This is a genomic window from Methanoculleus frigidifontis, from assembly GCF_030464345.1.
Classification (GTDB): Archaea; Halobacteriota; Methanomicrobia; order Methanomicrobiales; family Methanoculleaceae; genus Methanoculleus_A; species Methanoculleus_A frigidifontis.
The window spans coordinates 185,306-204,943 of the sequence record NZ_VCYH01000003.1 but is presented as its reverse complement, the minus strand read 5'-3'; the positions used below and the strand labels follow the sequence as shown (position 1 = coordinate 204,943).

The window sequence follows — 19,638 nt, the reverse complement described above, 5'->3', positions numbered from 1 at the left end:
TGTGAACAGATCAGAAGTTTTCTTCCTCCATCCAGTCCAGCCACTGGACCGACCGGAGTTCTTTCGCCGTCGCTTCATCGACCCCGTAGACCTGCCGGTAGAAGTCGAGCGTCCACTCACCGACGTCGATGTCCGCAAACCGGTCGGGATACGCGGCCTTTGCGATCACCATCGCCTCGATCGGGTATTCGAGCCGCTTTGCCCAGTTATAGGGCGTCCACGGGAGGGCATAGACCCGCTGGTTCTTTACCGCCTTGAGCTCTTGCAAGTTCTGGTAGTAGGGCGCAGTGTAGAGCTCGCTTGCAGGGTGGTAGCCCTGTGCCGTCGGGAGAACGATCACATCCGGGTCGAGTGTCAGGATCTGCTCGGTCGAGATGACGACAAACGCCCCGGTGCCCTTATACGCGTTCTTTGCATTCGCTATCTCTTCGATGAAGTACGACTCAATTGTATCGCCACCCCATGCCATGGCGGCACCGCCGCCCTGCCGGGCCCGCGGCGAGAGGCCTAACTGTATCATCCGGATCTTTTTGTCCTCTGGAACATCCTTTGTGCGTGCTCGGATCTCTCCGATCTGTCCGTCAAGATAGGAGGCCAGCTGATCGGCATCTTTTTGGCGTGAAAAGACCTCGCCGACAAGCCGGATCTCATCACCGATGTTGTCCACGGTCGGGCTTTCCTGATATGGCGGACCGACGAGGATGACGAGCGGAATACCAAGCGAATCGATCGTCTGGATCGTTTTTTCAAGATTTTCGTCGGATCCTGCGCTGAACGCCCACGCCCCCTCGCGGAGGAAGATGACATCGGGATCGAGGGAGGCGAGTGTCTCGTAGTTCATCCCGGTACCGCTTTCAACAAGCACCGGAAGGTCGGCAAGGCCGGGGATAAGGTACCTGACCGGGTTCATACCATTCTTGTACTCATACGTCCCGCCGTCCGTTGCCTCGAAGGAATATGTATAGTCCTTTATCCACGCGCCGCCGAGCCCGACAACGCGATCCTGCATCCCGAACCGGTACATAATGCCCTCGACGAACCCATCGTCGATGCAGACGACCCGTTCGATCGTCGCCGGAATCTCCACCGTCCGTCCACGCATATCAGTGATTGTGCGTGTACCGGTCGCATCTTCCGCAGATGCGTCGGCAGTCGTTCCCGTGCATCCACAGACAAGGATCGCACCGAAAAGACAGATGAGAAGCAGAGATAACCCTGCAATATACTTGTTACGTTTCATAATCATATGTCGAACAAGTAGTATTTAATTCAGATAGATTTGCACTATTAGAGACCTCGAATAAATTTAATCACATCAATTGCTACAATTTTAAATAAAATTGCTACACACATAGACACATCCGCACGAAACAGGCGGGAGGACTCCGCGTGACAGAATCAACAGGCTTCAAACAGATCCTTATCAATCTCGGTTATGATCCCGTCGAAGGATTCGGCGAGGGGAGGAAGATCGCCATTCTCGCTGCTCTTGCCGCCCTTCTCCTTGTAACGGCCTGTATCGCCGTCGTCATGGGGGCGTACGACATTACGATCACCGATGTCTACCGGACGATTCTCGTCCATCTTACGTTCGGCGACGTAGCCGCTCTGCCGAAACTCCACAACACAATCATCTGGGATATCCGCGTACCGCGGATCATCCTTGCCATCTCGGTCGGCGGGGCGCTTGCCATTGCGGGCGCCGTCTTTCAGGGCGTCTTCAGAAACCCGCTTGTCGAGCCCTACATCCTCGGCGTTTCGTCGGGAGCAGCCTTCGGTGCAGCACTCGGGATCGTTTTTCCCGCAGTATTCTTCTCGATCCAGATCTCTGCGTTCATCTTCGGCGCACTTGCCGTCACGCTCGCCTACATTCTCGCCCGTGTCCGGGGCGAGACACCCATCATCACCCTCATCCTCGCCGGCGTTATCATCGGATCGATCTTTGCCGCCCTTGTCTCACTCCTCAAATATATCGCAAACGACACGGCACTGCGAGAGATCGTCTTCTGGCTGATGGGCGGATTCTACTACGCGACCTGGAACGATGTCCTCCTCCTCACTCCCGCGGTCATCGTGAGCTTTGCTGTCCTCTGGGGGCTCGGGTGGAAACTCAACATTCTCTCTATGGGCGACGAGGAAGCCCGGACGCTCGGGGTGAATCCCGAAAAATACAAATTTGTCGTCATTGCGTTCGCAACAGCCATCACCGCATTCGCTGTCTCGCTTGTCGGGATCATTGCGTGGGTCGGGCTCATGATGCCTCACGCAGCGAGGATGATCCTCGGGCCGGACAACAGGTTCGTGATCCCGGCGTCGCTGATGATGGGTGGGTGCTACCTGATCGTCTGCGATACGCTCGCCCGGACACTGACGACGGCCGAGATCCCGGTCGGAATTCTGACTTCCATTCTCGGAGCTCCTTACCTCTGCTACCTGCTCCGCCATAAGGGCAGAGTGATCTTCGGGTGAGTGCCATGCTGCATGTTCAGGATATCCATTTCAAATACGGGGATTTCCCCGTTCTTTCGGGAGTTTCCTTCTCGGTGGGAGAAGGTGAACTCTGTGGTCTCTTCGGTCCGAACGGGTCGGGAAAAACAACGCTGTTCAAGTGCTGCCTGCGCTTCCTGCGGGCCGAAAAAGGCACGGTGCGGATATGCGGCGAGGACATCTCGGCGCACTCGATCGAACAGCTCGCACGGTTCATCGCCTACGTGCCGCAGGAGCACAAACCCCCCTTCCCCTACCTCGTGCGGGAGGTCGTTCTCATGGGCAGGACGCCGCACCTCGGGGGGTTCTTCGGCGTGAAAAGGCGCGACAAGGAGATCGCGATGGACGCACTCGCCGCGCTCGATATCACCGAATTCGCCGACCGCCCCTACAACCAGCTCTCGGGCGGCCAGCGCCAGATGGTTCTGATGGCTCGCGCCATTGCGCAGGATACGCCGATACTCTTCCTGGACGAGCCGACGAGCGCACTCGATTTCCAGAATCAGATGCGGATCTGGCGGATCATGCGTGACGTCGCCGAAGACGGCAAGACCCTCCTCGCCTGCAGCCACGATCCGAACCACGTTGCCTGGTTCTGCGACCGGGTCGTGGTGGTGGGAGAGGGAGCCATCGTGGCCGAGGGCGAGCCGAAGGACGTGATATCAGAAGGTGTCCTCGAGATGATCTACCGGGATGCGTGCGCTGTTCGAACGCTGAAAGGGGTGCAGATGGTAATGCCGCGCTGTGTTGCAGAGCGGTGCGGAGCCCAGGAGATCCTGATACCGGTAGGCGAGAACGTTACCGGAAGGATGAGAGCCGACGTAGATGCAGAATCGTAAAATTGTCGTAATTATTGGAGAATACCAATGGCATACAGCGAAATCGACTGGAACACTGTCTGGAAGGAACAGTACGATGAGAACATACACTGCCGCGGCTGCGGCGGATGTGCTTCAATCTGGGAATCACGGGAGAAAGCACGCGGTTTTCTGAATCAATCGCGTGAAAATCCCGACAGAATCCGTCACGTCATTGAGGGGCTGCCGATCGGGCCCGAATCACGGGTACTCGACATCGGTGCCGGGCCGGGAACCCTGGCGGTGCCGCTCGCGGGCGTCGCCGCCCACGTCACCGCGGTCGAACCGGCGGCGGGCATGACCGAGGTGATGGGTGAATATGCTGCGGAAGAGGGCGTATCGAACCTCTCTATCGTGCGGAAACGCTGGGAGGAGATCGATCCCTCCGCCGATCTCGAAGGCCCGTACGACATCGTCGTCGCGTCGTATTCACTCGGGATGCCGGATATCAGGGCGGCGATCGAGGCGATGTGCGAAGCATCCTCACGATGGGTCTACCTCTTCTGGTTTGCCGGTACGACGAACTGGGAGCAGGGGATGGTCGACCTCTGGTCGCACCTCCACGGGAGGGAATACCGGCGGGGGCCGAAGGCTGATGTTCTCTTCAACGTCCTCTATTCGATAGGGATCTGCCCGAACGTCGAGACCACACGGATGGAACACGTCCGCAGGTTCCCGAACCTCGAAGCGGCGGTCGCCGAATTCAAGGAGCAGTATGCGGTTTCGACACCCGAGCAGGAGATGGTGCTCAGAAACTACCTCGCCGGGGCGCTCTCACAGAACGGCGGCGACCTCCTGCTCTCCGGGATGGCAACGCGGGTGAAACTCTGGTGGGAGGTGAACGGATGCGAGTGAGTGATATCTATGGCCAGGCAAGTATCGCCCTGCTTCTGGCGTTTCTGCTCGTTCTCTGTTCGGGATGCGTCGGGGCGGAACAGTCCGCAGACACATCGGGCCAGAATACTGCCGAAAACGGCTACCGGACGGTCATCGACTCCCGCGGGATTGCGGTGCAGGTGCCTGTAAAGATCGAGCGCGTCGTCGCCGTCTCCGACGGCCTCATCGAAAGCGTCATGACCGTATTCGGAGAGCAGGAGACGATCGTCGGCGTCGGATCGAAATGCATCCAGAAAAACTATAACTATACCTATCCGACCGTCGACGGAGGAACCTACGAATACAGAGGCGGGATGAACCCGGTCACCTACCTGAATCCCCGGATCATGAGCCTGCCACTTGTCGCGGAGTGGGGTGGAGCGATGAACTACGAGACCGTCGCCTCTCTCGAACCCGACGTTGTCATTCTCCGGGTCGGAAGCGGCAGTCTCATGAGCAAAGACGATGAAAAAACGCAAAAGACGATTCAGACCATTGAATCGCTCGGCATTCCCCTTATCGTACTCTACAGCCCGAACTGTTACGCCTATTCGGAACTGGAGATCATATCGGATGAGATCGCCATTCTCGGCGAAGTTTTCGGGAAAGAACGCGAAGCGAAGCGGCTCTCCGACTACCTTGAATCGCAGGTCAATCTGGTGGAGGAACGAACTCTGGACATACCCGAATCCGAACGCCCAAGCATACTCGTCTTCGGCCTCTCACCCAAGCACCGGGCAGAAGGAGCGGCAGGCACCGCTCACGGTCTGAGAACGACCGAGTCGTACATGATTGAGGATATCGTGCACGCGAAGAACGCCTTCCGATCAGAGTCAGGCACATTCCAGCTCATCAGCACGGAACAGATTCTGGCACTCGACCCCGACGTCATCGTGCTCTGTACTGCATGGGGCTACCACCCACCTGAAGAGCTCTACTCGGCACCCTACTACCAGAACGTCGCAGAACTCTCTGCGGTAAAGGATCACCGTGTCCATGCCCTTCCCTGGACACCCTGCAACAGCGACAAACGCCTCGAGTATCCGATCGACGTGATGGTAATCGCCAAGGCGGCGTACCCGGAGCGGTTTGCCGACATCGATCTTGGGGAATGGCTGCTGGACTTCTACAAGAACGTCTACGGTGTGGACGACGACACTGCAAAGGCTCTCAGATCGGCGCAGTGGATGGACTGGTGCGTCGACACAAGCCCGAGGTCAAGGTGAGTGGGATACATGAAACCACAGAACATTGTAATCATCGTTATTGCGGCGTGCATTTGTATCGCACTTGCCGCAGCCGTCCTCTTCGCGGCGGCAGCCCCCACCACCGATGGGGGAGTATATGAAACGGAGACGAGCGACGGGAACGGCTGGAGGACGGTAACCGACATGCGAGGCGTCGAGGTGACGGTTCCCGAAGACCCGCAGCGGGTTGTAGCGATCTCCCGGTCGCTCATCGACACCACAATGTACATCTTCGGAGTCGAAGACAGCATCGTGGGCGGGAGTATTTATCAAAAACCGCTAAAGGAAGGGGAGTACGTCTGGAACGGCACAGACTACACGGTGAGCACCTGGATAGGGAAAGTCCTCAATCCCGGATTGGACGACCTGCCCAATGTCGGCGGATTCGGAGGCCCCTACGGCCCTCCGAACGTGGAGACTATTGCCGGTTTAAACCCCGATCTCCTCATCCTCCGCGATCTCGGCGATCAGCAGGAGAACACGGAGATGTTCCTCACGCAGATCGAGTCTGCAGGGATTCCGGCAGTCGTCCTGAAGTATCCCGCCTGCTATGAAAATCCCCGCGTGGACACGATGTACGAGGAGGTTCTGGTGCTCGGCGAGGTATTCGGGAAGGAGGCCGAAGCGAAACAGATCGTGGAGACGATCAACTCGCGGGTTGAGTTTATCCGCAGCCGCACGAAGGATATTCCGCAGGAAGAACAGAAACGCGTACTCTACTTCGGAGCTCCGACGTGGGCAAAGGATAAAGGAGGTTCGGGCTATGCATTCGGCTCCGGGACCCCGGAGATGGCGATGATGGAGGATATCGTCGCTGTCCGGAGCGCATATACCGAATCGGGCATGAATATGATCTCAGCAGAGCAGTTGCTCGCTCTGGACCCGGACGTGATCATCCTCTGCACCTGGAGCGGGTACCATCCCCCGCGGCAGCTCTACGAAGACGAACAGTACGGCGCAATCCAGGACCTTCGAGCGCTCAAAGAGGGCGAGGTCTACTCGCTTGCGGCCACACCCTGCAAATCCGAACGGCTCGAGTTCCCGATCAACCTGATGATCATGGCAAAGGCAGTCTATCCCGACCGATTTTCAGATGTCGACCTAAAACTCTGGATCCGGGAGTACATCGTCGAGCTCTACGGCACCGATGAAAACACGACGGATCAGGTGGTCGACGCGCTGATGCTGGAGTATCTGGAGATCATCTGACCCCATAACCCCAAAAAACGCAAGCAAAACACCGAAAACCAGACAACAGAACGGAAGTGAAAACGACATGAAGATCGCTATTTGTGGAAAAGGAGGCAGCGGGAAGAGCACGCTCACCGCCCTGCTCGCACGTGAGTATGCACGGAGAAACCGCCCCGTGCTGGTCGTCGATACCGACGAGTCAAATCTCGGACTGCACCGCCTGCTCGGGACGAACGCACCGCCCGACCTGATGGACTACTTCGGGGGCAAGAAGGCCATGGGAGCGAAGATCATGGCAGCGATGCCTGATTTTGCATCCGTCAACCTGATAGAGGAGGCATGGACGCTTGACGGCCTTCCGAAGGACTACGTCGCCGAAGACCACGGCGTTCGGCTCGCCGCGATCGGCAAGATCCACGATGCGGGAGAAGGGTGTGCGTGCCCGATGGGAATACTCGCCAGGCAGTTTCTCGGCAGTCTTCGCCTCGGTGACGATGATGTCGTCATTGCAGACACCGAAGCGGGGATCGAGCACTTCGGCCGCGGGATCGACCAGGAGGGCGACGTGATTCTCATGGTGCTCGACCCCTCGTTTGAGTCGCTACGGCTCGCGGAAAAGATTGCGGAGATGGCAGGGAATATCGGCGTCCCGCTCTACTACGTGCTGAACAAGGCTGATACGGCTATGGCTGCCCGTATGCGCGAAGGAATTGCGGATCCGTCCCGGATAATCTGCGAAATTCCGCAGGAACCCGGCATCCTTGAAGCAGGTCTCGGCGGGCAGGCTTTGACGGACGGGCACCCGGCCGTTAAAACGCTGATCGAGGCGCTGGATGAACACGCCGAATAAGAAAACCATGCCGGGGCATCAGATCCCCGGCCGCCGGCCGGTTTCGCCGCATGCAAAGGCCGCAGGTTGCCGGTTCCCGGGCGAACACCCCGCTGCCGGTCACCTGCTTTGAATAAGCCACGACACGGTGAGCGGGTTGCGGTCATTCGTCCTGATCCTCCTTCTGGCATTATCTCTTTCCTCTTCCGCAGACGCCGGCAGCACTCCGGCGATCGTCGACAGGGTCATGCCGGTGCCGAACGCCGGGGACACAGCAATAGACGCAGACTTTTTCTACGGTGCAGCGTGTTCGCACTGTCTACGGGTCAAACCTCTCGTCGAAGAACTGGCCGAAGAGCACCCGCAGATTCACATCGAGTACCGCGAAGTCTACTTCAACACAACAAACCGCGAACTGTTCTGGGATTTCATCGATCGCTATGGCATCGAGTCCGAAACCATACCTCTCCTCATCATCGGCACGACGGCCATGATAGGGGAGGAGGAGATCAGAGCCGGTCTTAAACCATATGTTGCACCCGCAACAGGTACGAGCTTGAGCCAGTCCGACATCCGACAGTCTCTCATGCATTTTGCCGGGAACGCTCCGAAACCCGGCGAGGCAGCCTGCGGAAGCGATATAACTCCTCCGGGTGTCGCTTCGTCCCGGGGAGCAGAGATCACCCTGCCCTCGGTTCTGGTCGCAGCAGCGGTCGACAGCATCAACCCATGCGCCGTTGCCGTTCTTGCCGTCCTCCTTGCATATCTCACCTCGCTTGCCGACCGCAAGAGACTACTGCAGGTCGGCGTCGCCTATATCGGGACAGTGTTTGTCGTGTATCTCCTCTCGGGGATCGGTTTTTTCACAATCGTCCAGGCATCCGGGATCTCAGAAACTGTGTTCGTTCTTGCCGGGCTCATCGCGGTTGTCGCGGGTCTAATACAGATCGGGGAGGCACTCCGGAAATACGATGGATTCAGCTTTTCCATCCCGGAATCGATGAAAGCCGGGATCGACCGGTATGTCCGGCGGGCCTCGATCCCTTCAGCCGTCGTACTCGGCGGCCTCGTCAGCGTCGTCGAACTCCCGTGCACCGGGGGGATCTACCTTGCAATCCTCAGCCTGCTCAGCAGCAGGATGACGTTCGCAGACGGACTTCTCTACCTCGTCCTGTACAACCTCATCTTCGTGCTTCCCCTTGCGATCATCCTGCTCGCCGTATACTACGGAGTTTCGCCCGGCCGTGTCGACGCATGGAGAGTCGAGACCAGTAGGAGGGTGCGTTTCGCTATGGGGGGTGTCATGTTGGGTCTCGGAGGAGCGATGCTGTTTGGTGTCCTGTGATACCTGCCGGGCATCGATCTGAAAAACCGACACCCGGCGAATTTTTTTGTCCGGTTCTCATTCTCGGATTGGCAACGCATGTTGATGAAACATCGAATCTGCAGGACGATATGGCTTAGGTAACACAAGGCTCTTGATAAGTAATAATAAATATTAATTAATCTTGTGCTGATAAGACATGATAGGTTGGCAGCAATACACCTGACATATCGGTACGGGACAGGCCCGGCCATCCTGCCGGACACTTCCACAACCCCGAATGAGAGCGGTGTGTGAACTATGCAGGTGTCACCGCGCAAACGGGAAACCGTCCTGCCGCTCCCGGTGGTGCTCACCGGGTGGCTGTTGTCGGCGACGGGGTGAACGGACGGCCCGGCACTTGCGGCCGCTGATGTCGGAGTGGCGATGGGCCATGCCGGCACGGACGTCGCCATTGAAACCGCCGATGTGGTGCTCTTATCCGACGAGCTCCTCAAACTCCCGCATCTCATCGGCATCTCGCGCAAAGCCCTCCGGATCATCCGGCAGAACCTCATCTTTGCCGTCGGAGTTCTCGTCCTTGCCGTATCCCTTACCATCCTCACCTGATCGGGTTGAAATGAAGACCCGTTCATTTCTTATTCCGGCGCTCCGGGACAGCGGAAACCCTTGAAACAACAAACCGCATCGGGACAGGAAATCCCGGAAAAATGGTGCACTGCCATCCCGGCACGCAGGTGGCCGGGTCTCCGGCCGTATCCCGTCACTCCGGGCAGTCGATCTCCGGCGAGTAGGGTTTGATATCAAGAACCGGCGTCCCGTCGAGGGCATCCAGCCCCCGGACCCGTATTCTTCCACCCTGGATATCGATGACATCGACGAGCGACAGGCTGATCGGATTCGGCCGGTTCGGGGAGCGGGTTGCAAACACGCCGTGCTCCACCGGGTTGTGCGGGGGTGTCGCACGGAGCACGGTCCTGTCGGACCGGTCGAACCAGCAGAGCACGAAGAGGTGTTCCTTCTCCTCGATCCTGAAGAGAGCGGGGATATACTGCTCGTCGATGAGAATCTCCGCTTTGGTGTCGGTCAGCCGGCCCTGCCGCGGGGCATCCCTTTTGTTCTTGTATGGCGAAGAAACGTACCCAATTGGGTTCAGGTCGACGTTCACCGGTTTCCCCTCCCGGCAGCGGCGACGGCACGGCAGGTGCGCCCGTGGCAGCGGATCCCCCCTTTATCGAACGGCAATACATCGGTTTTCGTGATTTCATGCGGTTTTTCCACCATAACTGGAACGGTGCCGGGGACATGTGCACGAAGACGCCTCCGCATCGGAAACAGGTACATAAAAATGTAATAAATCGTAACACATTAAAAGATATGGATGTTATTTTCATATGACAATCCCGGTATTCAGAAATGGACCCGATTATTGAGACGTTCGCGATAACCAAAAAGTACGGATCGAATACAGCGGTCGACGCCATCGATCTCACCGTAGAGAGAGGGGAGGTCTTCGGGCTGCTCGGGCCGAACGGCGCCGGCAAGACCACGATGCTGTCGATGCTCTGCACCATCCTCAGGCCCACCTCGGGCACTGCAACCGTGAACGGATACGACATCCTCCGGCAGGACTCCCTGGTGCGCAGATCGATCGGCATCGTCTTCCAGGACCCGAGCGTCGACGCCGACATGACGGCTCTGGAGAACCTCCGGATGCACGCCGACCTGTACAGTGTTCCGGTATCCGAGCAGAAGGCCCGGATCGAGGAGGTGCTGGAGCTGGTCCGGCTGGAAGAGAAGGCAGACGCCTTCGTCTCGACCTATTCCGGGGGGATGAGACGGAGGCTTGAAATCGCGCGGGGTCTCCTCCATTACCCGAAAGTCCTGTTCCTCGACGAGCCGACCATCGGCCTCGACCCCCAGAGCCGAGAACACATCTGGGACTACATCCGCAACCTGAAGAAAAGGGAAGATATGACGATCATTCTGACGACCCATTACATGGAGGAGGCCGACCGGCTCTGCGACCGCGTGGCCATCGTCGACCGCGGCAGGATCGTGGCGCTCGACAAACCGCAAGACCTGAAGAAAGGGCTCGGCGGAGACACCATCGTATTCGGCACGAGTGACGGTCAGGCGCTCCGCGACCTGCTGCTCCAGAGCCGGATGGCGGAGAGCGTGCAGATCCGGAACGGCGAGATCACGGCGGCTGTCGGCAACGCAAGCGTCCTCCTCCCGCGGATCGTCGAAGCGGCGGCAGGCGCGGGGATCCATATCGAATACATCCATATCAGCCATCCCGACATGAACGACGTCTTCATCCACTATACCGGAAGAGACCTCCGGCAGGAAGAAGCAAGGGAGCGGTTCGGACGGCTGGCCATGATGAAACGACGGCGATCCCGATGAGCGAACTCCGGGCAATCCGCACCCTCTGGCAGAGGGAGGTGAAAAAGTTCCTGCGGGAAAAACCGCGGCTGCTCAATGCGTTCTGCCAGCCGCTGTTGTGGCTCTTTATCTTCGGGACGGGACTGCGATTTTCTCCGGCGATGGCAGGGTACAACTACCAGGAATTCATCTTCCCGGGGCTTGTCTGCCAGGCGATGCTCTTCACCGCGATGTTCATGGGGGTCTCCGTCATATGGGACCGGGAGTTCGGCTTTTTAAAAGAGATCCTCGTCTCCCCGGTCCGCCGGCCGTGCATATTCCTTGGGAAGATGTTCGGCATCTCCACGGACGTCATGCTGCAGGGGCTCATCATCATTCCGTTCGGACTCCTGATCGGGGTACAGTTAGACCCCGGTATGGTTCTTCAGGCACTTCCCATCATGCTTCTCATCACGTTCGGGCTCGTCTGCATAGGGCTGAGTTTTGCCAGCCTGATGAAGAGCTTCGAAGGTTTTGGCCTGATCCAGACCTTTATCAACCTGCCGATGTTCTTTCTGAGCGGCGCCCTCTTTCCGCTCTCGAACGTGCCGGCATGGCTCCGGACAGTGAGCTACGCAAACCCTCTGACATACGGGGTCGACGCGCTCAGAACGGTGATGATGGGCGATGCGTGGACGCCGCTCTTCCCGATGCACGTCAGTATCGGCGTGCTGCTCTTCTTCGACATCGTCATGTTCTCCTTCGGGACGTATGCGTTCGGCAGGACGGAGTAGGGGATACACCTCTGTTCACAAAACACCGGCCGTTCTCTATCGGGGAGATTGAACGGCGATGCTCCGGGAGACAACCGGTCATTCCCCGTGCGATACGTGAGATGGGCGGTGCGCCTCCGTGAGGGTGCGGGGGAGGGGCGCGCCCGGGTTCCCGAACCCCTATCCGATACGGTCACGGCGATGCCAGGCGATCCGAGAAGGATCGCTCCAGAAGTATGTGTCCAACCCGATTCTTCCGAACCGGGATCCGGTATGGCCGTCCGTCGGCGAGCACCGTTCAAAATGCACATTCCCGAAAAGAGTTCGCGTGCTCCCTCATGCGGCTCTTCGCCTCTTTCATCGGCGTCCTTTGCTGCCCTGAAGAGACCCGGGGCCGTATCGACCATATCGTCGCTGGCCGGCATCTCTTCAGGGAGAGAGCCTGAAAAGGAAGGAAAAAAGTGTACAGCCCCTCCCGAAACTCTTCGTCGAAGGGAGAGGCGATAGAGATCGGAGAAGGCGGTCTCTCACCTCCGGTTCACCCGGCCGCTGCAGTGACTACCCCTTCTGGCCGTTCCCGCACCGGCGGCCGGGCAGGCACCTGTATAATCCAGGGCGGTGGAAGTGTGTTCATTCATCCCCGCAATCCGACACTCGTGTTTGGAGACGGCCTGCCATTCCCACGGGTTTGTGATCGTGGCAGCAGTGGCCGACCCTCGTGCCGATCAGTCGTTTTGTCCGGTCGTCCCGGGGATGCAGCATCACCTCGTGCGCGTTGCCGATCTCTATGATCCTCCCGGCATCCATCACGGCGATCCTGTCGGCAATCTTCAGGGTCAGAGAGAGATCGTGAGAGATGTAGATCATCGCAAAACCCCTCCGGTTCTGCAGGCCCTTGAGGAGGCGCAGCACGTTGGCTGCGGTCGAGACGTCGAGCGCCGACGTGATCTCGTCTGCAATCAGGAGCCTGGGCTTCATAATCATGGCCCGCGCAAGCGCCACCCGCTGCCTCTGGCCGCCGGAGAGCGCACCGCAGTACTTCCCGAGAAACTCGTCGGTCGGCGGGAGCCGTACCAGTTTCAGGGCCTCCCGTGTCATATCCAGCCGCTCGGCCGCTGTCCCTATTCTGTTGATGTCGAACGGCTCCCTGACAGCATCGAGCACCGTGAAGCGGTTGCTGGTGGAGCTGAACGGATCCTGGAAGACGATCTGGATCCCCCCGAACCTATGGCCGTTGTTCCCGCTGTGAACCGCTCCATCCATGAACCTGACCTCGCCCGACTCCGGACGGAGGATGCCGGCGAGGATGTGCGCCAGGGTAGACTTGCCGGAGGCGGTCTGACCGACGATCGCGAGCACCTCCCCTTCGCAGACGTCCATGTCCACGCCATTGACCGCATGCAGCGTCTTCCTGCCCGGCAGGGGATACCGGAAGTGGACGGCGTCCGCTCTGAGGAGCGTTGCGATCCCACCCCGGTGGCAGGCAACCTCTCTGCCGTCGCCGCAGGACTGCAGGCGGGGAGGGGACGTTCTGCAGATCTCGATGGGCTGCGTACATCGCCGGCTGAACGGGCAGCCCGCGTGCCCGTCTTCGGAGGCGGATTCTCCCGGAATCCCCCAGAGGTCTTTGTAGACGAAGATGTCCGGCGTGGAATGGACGAGGCCCCGCGTGTAGGGGTGCCGCGGGGCGTTGATGATATCGACCGTCGGCCCGCTCTCCACCACCCTGCCTGCGTACAGGACGATCATCCGGGAAGCGAGGGACGATACGAACGAAAGATCGTGGGAGATCAGGATCATGCTGTACCCGTTCTTCTTCTGCAGGTCGATCAGCAGATCCCGGATCTCTTTTCGCGTGAATGCGTCGAGGGCCGACGTAACTTCGTCGAGTATCAGGAGTTTCGGATCGCAGGAAAGCGCCATGGCAAGCAGGACACGCTGCCGCATGCCGCCCGAGAGCTGATGGGGATACGCGTCCATCCAGACGGGGTCGAGGCCGACCGTCCGGAACAGGTCCGCACAGCGTGCCTGCGCCTCTCGTACCGGTATTTCCTCATGCTTCAGCAGGGGTTCGACGACCTGCTTTCCGACCGTCATTACCGGGTTTAGGATATCCAGATTGTTCTGGAACACAATGGCAATATCCTTCCACCGGATCCGGTCTATCTCAGGTTCGGGAAGATGGGTGATATCCGTGCCCTTGTACACGATCGTGCCGGATACGGAGGCCAGGCCGTCGAGCAGCCGCATGATGCTGAGCCCAAGGGTAGTCTTCCCACTGCCGGACTCTCCGATTACACCGACAATCTCGCCCGCCTCCAGCGAAAGCGAGATGCCGTCGACCGCCGGTACAACGCTCGTATCCGTGTTGTAGTGACATTTCAGGTCTTTGACTTCCAGATCTGCCATTATCCACCTCGGTTCTGTCTCATCCGGGGATCCAGCACCTGCTCCAGATCGCGGCCGATGAACGCGAGGCAGAGCAGCAGGACGATCAGTGCCACCAGCGGGGGAATGAGCCACCACTGCCAGTACGGCGTGAAATAGATCGACCGGAAATTGGTTGCGTAGTACAGCATCATCCCCCAGCTCTTTGAAGTCGGATCGCCCAGTCCGAGGAACGCCAGCCCCGTTTCGGCCATGATGGCATACGAGGTTATGCTGATGATGAGGACGAAGAGAATGGGAAGCACTTCCGGCAGGATGTGCCGCCGTAGCAGGTAGAACGGTGTCGCCCCGTAGTTCCGGGCGGCGGTGATGTAGACATTGTTCTTGATCGAAAGGGTCTGCGAGCGGGCTATCCGCGCCGGTTTCGCCCAGCTGAACAGGACAAGGATGAGGATCACGTTGAAGACGCTCGGTCCCATGAAGGCGGAGATGACCACGAGGAGCGGAAAACTGGGCAGGGCCATGAGGACATCGACCGTGCGCATCACCACCTGGTCCGCCGCTCCCCCGAGGTATCCGGCCAGGATCCCAAGCGCCCCCCCGCCCAGCCCCGCGATGCAGGCGACGGCGAGACCGATGAAGAGGCTCATCCGTGCACCGTAGCAGATCTGGGACCAGATGTCCATCCCCAGCTCGTCGGTGCCGAGCGGGTGATCTGCGCCCGGTGGTTCAAGGGAACCCCCGGTAATCTTTCCCGGCGGGTACGCGGAGAGCAGGGGGGCGAAGACCGCCATCATGACGATAAGGGCGATGCCGCAGAGTCCGATCTTCCCTTCCAGGCTGAACTTTGACACGGTAGCCGTGAAACGGTCGGCCGCATTCCGCAGGTACGGCGGCATCCGGAACGTTCGTGTGACAGAGGTTTGTTCGACAGACATCGTGTTCACCTATTCAACGACCCGGGGATCCAGTTTCTGGTAGAGGCGGTCGGCAAGCAGGTTGCAGAGCAGAATCGATACCGCCACGACCAGCAGAATTCCCTGGATCAGCGGATAGTCCCGGGCCACGACAGCGTTTCTGAGAGTCAGCCCTATCCCGGGATAGTTGAAGACGGTCTCGACGAGTACGGCGCCGCCCATGAGCATACCGATCACGAATCCGGTGCGGGTTACCACTGGTAGCAGGGCGTTGCGGAGTGCGTGGCGGCTCCAGACAATGTGATCGCCCAGCCCTTTGGCACGTGCGGTGCGGATGTAGTCCTTCGTGGAGACCGTGATGAGTGTGTTCCTGGTGAGGAGATAGACGCCGGTGAGCTGTGCGAGAGAAAGGGTCAGGACGGGAAGAAACGCGTGATGGGCAATATCCCCTATCTGATCCAGGACGCCGGTGTAGTGCGCAAACGGGGTGACGGCACCCGCCAGAGGAAAGAGCCGGAGATGTACGCAGAAAATGAGCAGGAGGATAATCCCGAGCAGAAAGGACGGAATCTCGGCGAACGCGATCAGGCCGGTCATCATGAGCCGATCCGACCCCTTATTCCGGTTCCGTGCCGAGATGATGCCGAGCACGACACCAACAACCGTGCTGATAGCGGTTGCAGCGAGAACGATGAGGATAGTCCACGGCAGGTGGAGAAGGATTACCCCTGCCACCGGCATTTTGTAATAGATACTCTGGCCGAGATCTCCTCTTGCCAGGTTTGCCAGGTACGAAAAGAATTGCTCGGGCAACGGGCGATCCAGACCGTAATACTGGAAGTAATACTCCCGCTGCGCTTCCGTCATGACGATCACGTCCTCGCTCTGGACATCCGACGCCATGGTCGAGAACGGGTCTCCCGGCATCATGTGGGGGAGGATAAAGTTGAGGGCAAGGATCACCAGAAGGGTTACCACAAACCTGAAGATGATTGCCTGCCCGTCTCTCTCGTTCATCTGCCGTTAACCGTCCAGACCATCGTGCCGCTGAATGTTTCGAACTCAGACCGGTATGTTCCGTCCGGCGTGGCGGCGTTCCGGTAATATTCGCGGATCTTTTCCTTCACGTCGTCGGAAAACTCCCGGTTGCCCGCGAGGAAGTCGATCGCCCTCTCCGCTGCCACGGTCCAGTCCTGGTCGCGGCTTCCCGACTGGCGACTGAACTTCACGATGGGGCGGTAGCCAAGCGTGTAGAGGTACATGAAGGGGTACAGCATGCCGAGCCCGGGGGCATTGCCGCGAGGCTCTTCTCCCAAAATTTTCCGGCAGATCTCCTGGTGCGCTCCTTCCTTCTCCCTTCTGATAAAGTGGCCGCTGTAATAGCAGTACTCTTTCGAGCAGGTCACCATCCGGTCGAAGGTCGCCACGTCCCTGATGCTCGGGGTCATGGATGCAATCACGAGATCGAAGGCGTTCCGAAACCCGAGTGCGTCGATCTCCGCCGTCCACCACGAACACTCGACCGGCGTGATCTTCAGCCCTTCCTCTCGTGCAGTCTCGGCAAGCCGGTCGAGCATTCCCTTTGACACGTCGAGGGACGTGACGTCTGCCCCGGCGCGGGCAAGCGGGAGGGAGAGGGTTCCCGGCCCGCAGCCGATGTCGAGGACTTTCGTGCCCCGGGGAGAGAACCCGGCCTCATCGAGGATCGCAAACATGTCGGCGACTCGTTTCTGCCGTTTTTCACCGTCCATGTCCCGTATGAAGCGACCCGATCGCCGGTTCCAGATCGCTGCGATGGCGTCATCGTCGGTGACCGTGCCTATCTCCTGCGCCGATGCGTTCCAGTAGTCGACCCAGTAGCGGACGTTATCGCTCTGCTGCAATTCCTTCCCTCGTCAGGTATGAGAGTTTGGCCTGCGTCCGTGAATGGTGGTTGAACGGGCACATCCACCCGTCGTACTGCGAACTGTACCATACATCGGGGCGGGTCGTGTAGAGCAGGGGGATCGTCGGCACGTCCTCTGCGAGGATCTCCTGCATGTCGTACACGATCTCTTTTCGCTTTACATCGTCCATCTCCGTCATTTCAGCGGCAGCAAGCGCATCGAGTTCGTCGCTCTGGTAGCCGTAGACGGATGCCAGGGGGGTAAGGCTGCTGGTCGTAGACGTGACGTCGGTGTACCGCGTGCGCAGGAAGTCGGCGTCGCCGCCCCAGCCTCCGTAGCCGGCTATGATCAGCTCGAAGTCGCCTTTCTTCAGGTTGGCGTCACGGGATTTGCTCTCGAGCGCCTTGACCTGGATCTCTATGCCGACGTCTCCAAGACGTTCCTTGAGCACCTCGCCTATCCTGACTTCGTCGCTTCCCACGATGAGGGTGAAGGAGAGTTTCTTCCCGTCCTTGTCGCGGATCCCGTCTCCATCGGTATCGGTCCACCCGGCTTCGTCGAGCAGCGTCTTTGCCTTCTCTGCGTCGAATGCGTATGCGGGCTGGTCGGGGTTGTACCAGATGTGTTCCTCGGGCAGCATGCCCATGTTGCCCGGTTTCCCGGCGCCGCGCTGGATCTTCTCGACGAGTTCGTTACGGTCGATGGCATACACGAATGCCTGCCGCACCGCCATGTCGCCCAGTCCGGGGCACTTTTTCATATTGAAGTGGAGCTCGTACGCCCAGACCCCGGGCTGCGCCACGACCCGGATGTCGGGATTGCTCGCGAACCTGTCCATCACGTCGGGGCTGATGCTGCTGCTGAAATCGATCTGCCCCTGTTCAAAGGCGATCATCTCGTCGCTGACCGGGATGAACTCGACCGTTTGTACCGCCGGTTTCGGCCCCCAGAACGCTTCGTTTGCCACAAAGCGGTAGGACCCGTGCTCTTTGTTGTACTCGTCAAGCAGGTAAGGCCCGGTGCCGGTGACAGCCTCGGGGGCAAGGAATGCCGCCGGATCGGAGACCGTGCTGTAAATATGCTCCGGGATGATCATGAACGAGCTGAGTTTGTACAGGAACGTGGAGATCGGCTCGACAAGCACGAACTTCACCGTGTGGTCGTCAATGACCTCGACGCGGTCAACGACGCCGTCCTCCATCCCCCCTGCTATGGGAGGGTGGTCCTTTTCGTAGTCGAAGGTGAACTTTACGTCATCTGCGGTGAAGGCGACACCATCCTGCCACACGACACCCTTGCGGAGCACGAACGTGTACTCCGTGCCGTCCGGGCTGACGGTCCAGCTCTCGGCAAGCCATGGGATGAGTCCTTTTTCGTCCCGTTCGAGCAGACAGTCAAAGATCATGTTCACCTTGGACGACGCAGGCCCCCGGGGAGAGACCGAGAACGGCTGCGGGTAGCCGTAGTCTCCCCCGGTCAGGTGGACGACATCCGCCTCCAGGGCGCCGGCGGTCGTCGTGTCCGTACTGCCGGCGGTGCTCTGCGATGTCGTGTTCTGCGATGCACATCCTGCCGCTATCAGCGCAAAGACCACAAGGGCGAGCGCAAGTCCTAATAATCCGTTCTTTTTCATACTGTTCACGTTCCTTTCGAATGAACCGGTCGCACGCATTTTCGTCCTGCAGTTCACCGGCCGCGGGTATGCTCGTCAAAACACGGGATGCAGACGAAACTCCCGTTCTGCACTCGCGCACGGGATTCGGCAACCATCTCCCCGCACTTCGAGCATTTCACGGATGTGGCGAGGTGGCTTTTTTTGGGAATCTCGACCGTTACATGGCGTATGTCGAAGTGTGTTTCCGGAGGTTCGGCCAGCATTGCATCGACCTGTTGCTTCATCCTGCTCTGCAGCTCCTGCATATCCTCCGGGGATGCCGTGCCCTCCACGGCCCTGGTCATGAGGGCTTTGAAGACCGGATCCTCATCCGTTTCCCGGTCTTTGACCGAGAGCCGCACGGCATCGTTTGTCGCTTTGTTGATGAAGGTGTAGACGTTTTTACCGTGATTCCGGATGATCAGGTTACCTTTGCCCATTGTGCAGCCGGCGGCCGCCTGGATCGCGTTGAGACTGCAGCCGCCGTTCTCGACGATTGCTACGAGCTGCCCGTCCATATCCCGGTCGGGACGCAGCTTCCGGATTGCAATTTTTGCAGCCAGATAGCCGAGGGCAACCCCGGGGCAGAGATGGCCATGAAATCTGGCGACTTCGGAAAGCGGCAGGATTTCCGGTTCCTGAGAACCGGGTTGATCGGCGCTGCCGGTGCCTGGTGAGACGTCTTCGTGCATGCGTGACAATATTTTTTACTTTAATGCAGATTTTTTTGTTTACTACACATTTTTTTGCTGTTGCTACGTAATAAACGTGCTGAAATTGAATCTCTGCGTCATTCATACGAATTGAATAGAATAAACGAAGTGGATGCCAGCTCAAGAGCG

General features: G+C 58.8%; 18 protein-coding genes. 10 read left to right on the top strand and 8 right to left on the bottom strand.

All coding sequences use genetic code 11. The features are described from left to right. Nucleotides 1–10: 10 nt before the first annotated feature. The gene (locus FGU65_RS05835; protein WP_301663487.1) at nt 11–1,246 is read right to left on the bottom strand and encodes an ABC transporter substrate-binding protein; all 1,236 of its coding nucleotides are present in this window, start codon (nt 1,244–1,246) and stop codon (nt 11–13) included. 143 nt (nt 1,247–1,389) lie between these two features. Here FGU65_RS05835 and FGU65_RS05830 point away from each other — a divergent pair, with 143 nt between their 5' ends. The 8 genes from FGU65_RS05830 (at nt 1,390) to FGU65_RS05795 (ending at nt 9,420) form a co-directional block, all read left to right on the top strand. Then, nucleotides 1,390–2,469 carry a FecCD family ABC transporter permease gene (locus FGU65_RS05830; RefSeq protein ID WP_301663486.1) on the top strand — a complete coding sequence of 360 codons (1,080 nt, stop codon included), beginning with the start codon at nt 1,390–1,392 and terminating at the stop codon, nt 2,467–2,469. Between the two features lie 5 nt (nt 2,470–2,474). Beyond that, nucleotides 2,475–3,326, top strand: coding sequence for an ABC transporter ATP-binding protein (locus FGU65_RS05825; RefSeq protein WP_301663485.1), 852 nt, complete (start codon nt 2,475–2,477; stop codon nt 3,324–3,326). A gap of 27 nt (nt 3,327–3,353) precedes the next feature. Continuing rightward, nucleotides 3,354–4,199: a class I SAM-dependent methyltransferase gene (locus tag FGU65_RS05820; RefSeq protein WP_301663484.1), complete on the top strand. Its 846-nt coding sequence runs from the start codon at nt 3,354–3,356 to the stop codon at nt 4,197–4,199. Next, a complete protein-coding gene (locus tag FGU65_RS05815; RefSeq protein ID WP_437344437.1) occupies nt 4,190–5,446 on the top strand; it encodes an ABC transporter substrate-binding protein in 1,257 nt (418 codons plus the stop codon). The genes FGU65_RS05820 and FGU65_RS05815 overlap by 10 nt, the downstream gene beginning before the upstream one ends. 9 nt (nt 5,447–5,455) lie before the next feature. Further along, nucleotides 5,456–6,676 carry an ABC transporter substrate-binding protein gene (locus FGU65_RS05810; protein ID WP_301663482.1) on the top strand — a complete coding sequence of 407 codons (1,221 nt, stop codon included), beginning with the start codon at nt 5,456–5,458 and terminating at the stop codon, nt 6,674–6,676. A 67-nt stretch (nt 6,677–6,743) separates the two neighbouring features. Further along, the gene (locus FGU65_RS05805) at nt 6,744–7,508 is read left to right on the top strand and encodes an ATP-binding protein (RefSeq protein WP_301663481.1); all 765 of its coding nucleotides are present in this window, start codon (nt 6,744–6,746) and stop codon (nt 7,506–7,508) included. A gap of 136 nt (nt 7,509–7,644) precedes the next feature. Then, nucleotides 7,645–8,832, top strand: a complete 1,188-nt coding sequence (locus tag FGU65_RS05800; protein ID WP_301663480.1) for a GAP family protein — start codon at nt 7,645–7,647, stop codon at nt 8,830–8,832. 405 nt (nt 8,833–9,237) lie between these two features. After that, nucleotides 9,238–9,420 carry a hypothetical protein gene (locus tag FGU65_RS05795; protein ID WP_496401169.1) on the top strand — a complete coding sequence of 61 codons (183 nt, stop codon included), beginning with the start codon at nt 9,238–9,240 and terminating at the stop codon, nt 9,418–9,420. Between the two features lie 154 nt (nt 9,421–9,574). On the opposite strand, the gene tsaA is transcribed toward FGU65_RS05795, so the two are convergent. After that, complete coding sequence (gene tsaA, locus FGU65_RS05790) at nt 9,575–9,979, bottom strand: tRNA (N6-threonylcarbamoyladenosine(37)-N6)-methyltransferase TrmO (RefSeq protein WP_301663479.1); 405 nt, start codon at nt 9,977–9,979, stop codon at nt 9,575–9,577. A gap of 248 nt (nt 9,980–10,227) precedes the next feature. Here tsaA and FGU65_RS05785 point away from each other — a divergent pair, with 248 nt between their 5' ends. Continuing rightward, a complete protein-coding gene (locus tag FGU65_RS05785) occupies nt 10,228–11,220 on the top strand; it encodes an ATP-binding cassette domain-containing protein (RefSeq protein WP_301663478.1) in 993 nt (330 codons plus the stop codon). After that, a complete protein-coding gene (locus FGU65_RS05780; RefSeq protein ID WP_301663477.1) occupies nt 11,217–11,972 on the top strand; it encodes an ABC transporter permease in 756 nt (251 codons plus the stop codon). The genes FGU65_RS05785 and FGU65_RS05780 overlap by 4 nt, the downstream gene beginning before the upstream one ends. A gap of 609 nt (nt 11,973–12,581) precedes the next feature. On the opposite strand, the gene FGU65_RS05775 is transcribed toward FGU65_RS05780, so the two are convergent. Genes FGU65_RS05775 through FGU65_RS05750 form a run of 6 tightly spaced genes read right to left on the bottom strand, consistent with a single transcriptional unit; the run spans nt 12,582 to nt 19,488 of the window. After that, nucleotides 12,582–14,360: an ABC transporter ATP-binding protein gene (locus FGU65_RS05775; protein WP_301663476.1), complete on the bottom strand. Its 1,779-nt coding sequence runs from the start codon at nt 14,358–14,360 to the stop codon at nt 12,582–12,584. Continuing rightward, on the bottom strand, nt 14,360–15,277 hold the full coding sequence (locus FGU65_RS05770) for an ABC transporter permease (RefSeq protein WP_301663475.1): 918 nt from the start codon (nt 15,275–15,277) through the stop codon (nt 14,360–14,362). Before FGU65_RS05770 ends, FGU65_RS05775 begins: the two co-directional genes overlap by 1 nt. A gap of 9 nt (nt 15,278–15,286) precedes the next feature. Then, nucleotides 15,287–16,273, bottom strand: coding sequence for an ABC transporter permease (locus FGU65_RS05765; RefSeq protein WP_301663474.1), 987 nt, complete (start codon nt 16,271–16,273; stop codon nt 15,287–15,289). Further along, nucleotides 16,270–17,139 (bottom strand): class I SAM-dependent methyltransferase, encoded by an 870-nt coding sequence (locus FGU65_RS05760; RefSeq protein WP_301663473.1) that lies wholly within the window; start codon nt 17,137–17,139, stop codon nt 16,270–16,272. Before FGU65_RS05760 ends, FGU65_RS05765 begins: the two co-directional genes overlap by 4 nt. Continuing rightward, entirely contained in the window at nt 17,123–18,775 is a 1,653-nt protein-coding gene (locus FGU65_RS05755) for an ABC transporter substrate-binding protein (RefSeq protein ID WP_301663472.1), read from the bottom strand. The genes FGU65_RS05760 and FGU65_RS05755 overlap by 17 nt, the downstream gene beginning before the upstream one ends. 53 nt (nt 18,776–18,828) lie before the next feature. After that, entirely contained in the window at nt 18,829–19,488 is a 660-nt protein-coding gene (locus tag FGU65_RS05750) for an FmdE family protein (RefSeq protein WP_301663471.1), read from the bottom strand. Nucleotides 19,489–19,638 lie beyond the last annotated feature (150 nt).

Coding starts and splice junctions, on each gene's coding strand:
- FGU65_RS05835 (WP_301663487.1), bottom strand. CDS start 1,246: ATGATTATGAAACGTAACAAGTATATTGCAGGGTTATCTCTGCTTCTC.
- FGU65_RS05825 (WP_301663485.1), top strand. CDS start 2,475: ATGCTGCATGTTCAGGATATCCATTTCAAATACGGGGATTTCCCCGTT.
- FGU65_RS05820 (WP_301663484.1), top strand. CDS start 3,354: ATGGCATACAGCGAAATCGACTGGAACACTGTCTGGAAGGAACAGTAC.
- FGU65_RS05815 (WP_437344437.1), top strand. CDS start 4,190: ATGCGAGTGAGTGATATCTATGGCCAGGCAAGTATCGCCCTGCTTCTG.
- FGU65_RS05810 (WP_301663482.1), top strand. CDS start 5,456: ATGAAACCACAGAACATTGTAATCATCGTTATTGCGGCGTGCATTTGT.
- FGU65_RS05805 (WP_301663481.1), top strand. CDS start 6,744: ATGAAGATCGCTATTTGTGGAAAAGGAGGCAGCGGGAAGAGCACGCTC.
- FGU65_RS05795 (WP_496401169.1), top strand. CDS start 9,238: ATGGGCCATGCCGGCACGGACGTCGCCATTGAAACCGCCGATGTGGTG.
- FGU65_RS05785 (WP_301663478.1), top strand. CDS start 10,228: ATGGACCCGATTATTGAGACGTTCGCGATAACCAAAAAGTACGGATCG.
- FGU65_RS05780 (WP_301663477.1), top strand. CDS start 11,217: ATGAGCGAACTCCGGGCAATCCGCACCCTCTGGCAGAGGGAGGTGAAA.
- FGU65_RS05775 (WP_301663476.1), bottom strand. CDS start 14,360: ATGGCAGATCTGGAAGTCAAAGACCTGAAATGTCACTACAACACGGAT.
- FGU65_RS05770 (WP_301663475.1), bottom strand. CDS start 15,277: ATGTCTGTCGAACAAACCTCTGTCACACGAACGTTCCGGATGCCGCCG.
- FGU65_RS05765 (WP_301663474.1), bottom strand. CDS start 16,273: ATGAACGAGAGAGACGGGCAGGCAATCATCTTCAGGTTTGTGGTAACC.
- FGU65_RS05755 (WP_301663472.1), bottom strand. CDS start 18,775: ATGAAAAAGAACGGATTATTAGGACTTGCGCTCGCCCTTGTGGTCTTT.
- FGU65_RS05750 (WP_301663471.1), bottom strand. CDS start 19,488: ATGCACGAAGACGTCTCACCAGGCACCGGCAGCGCCGATCAACCCGGT.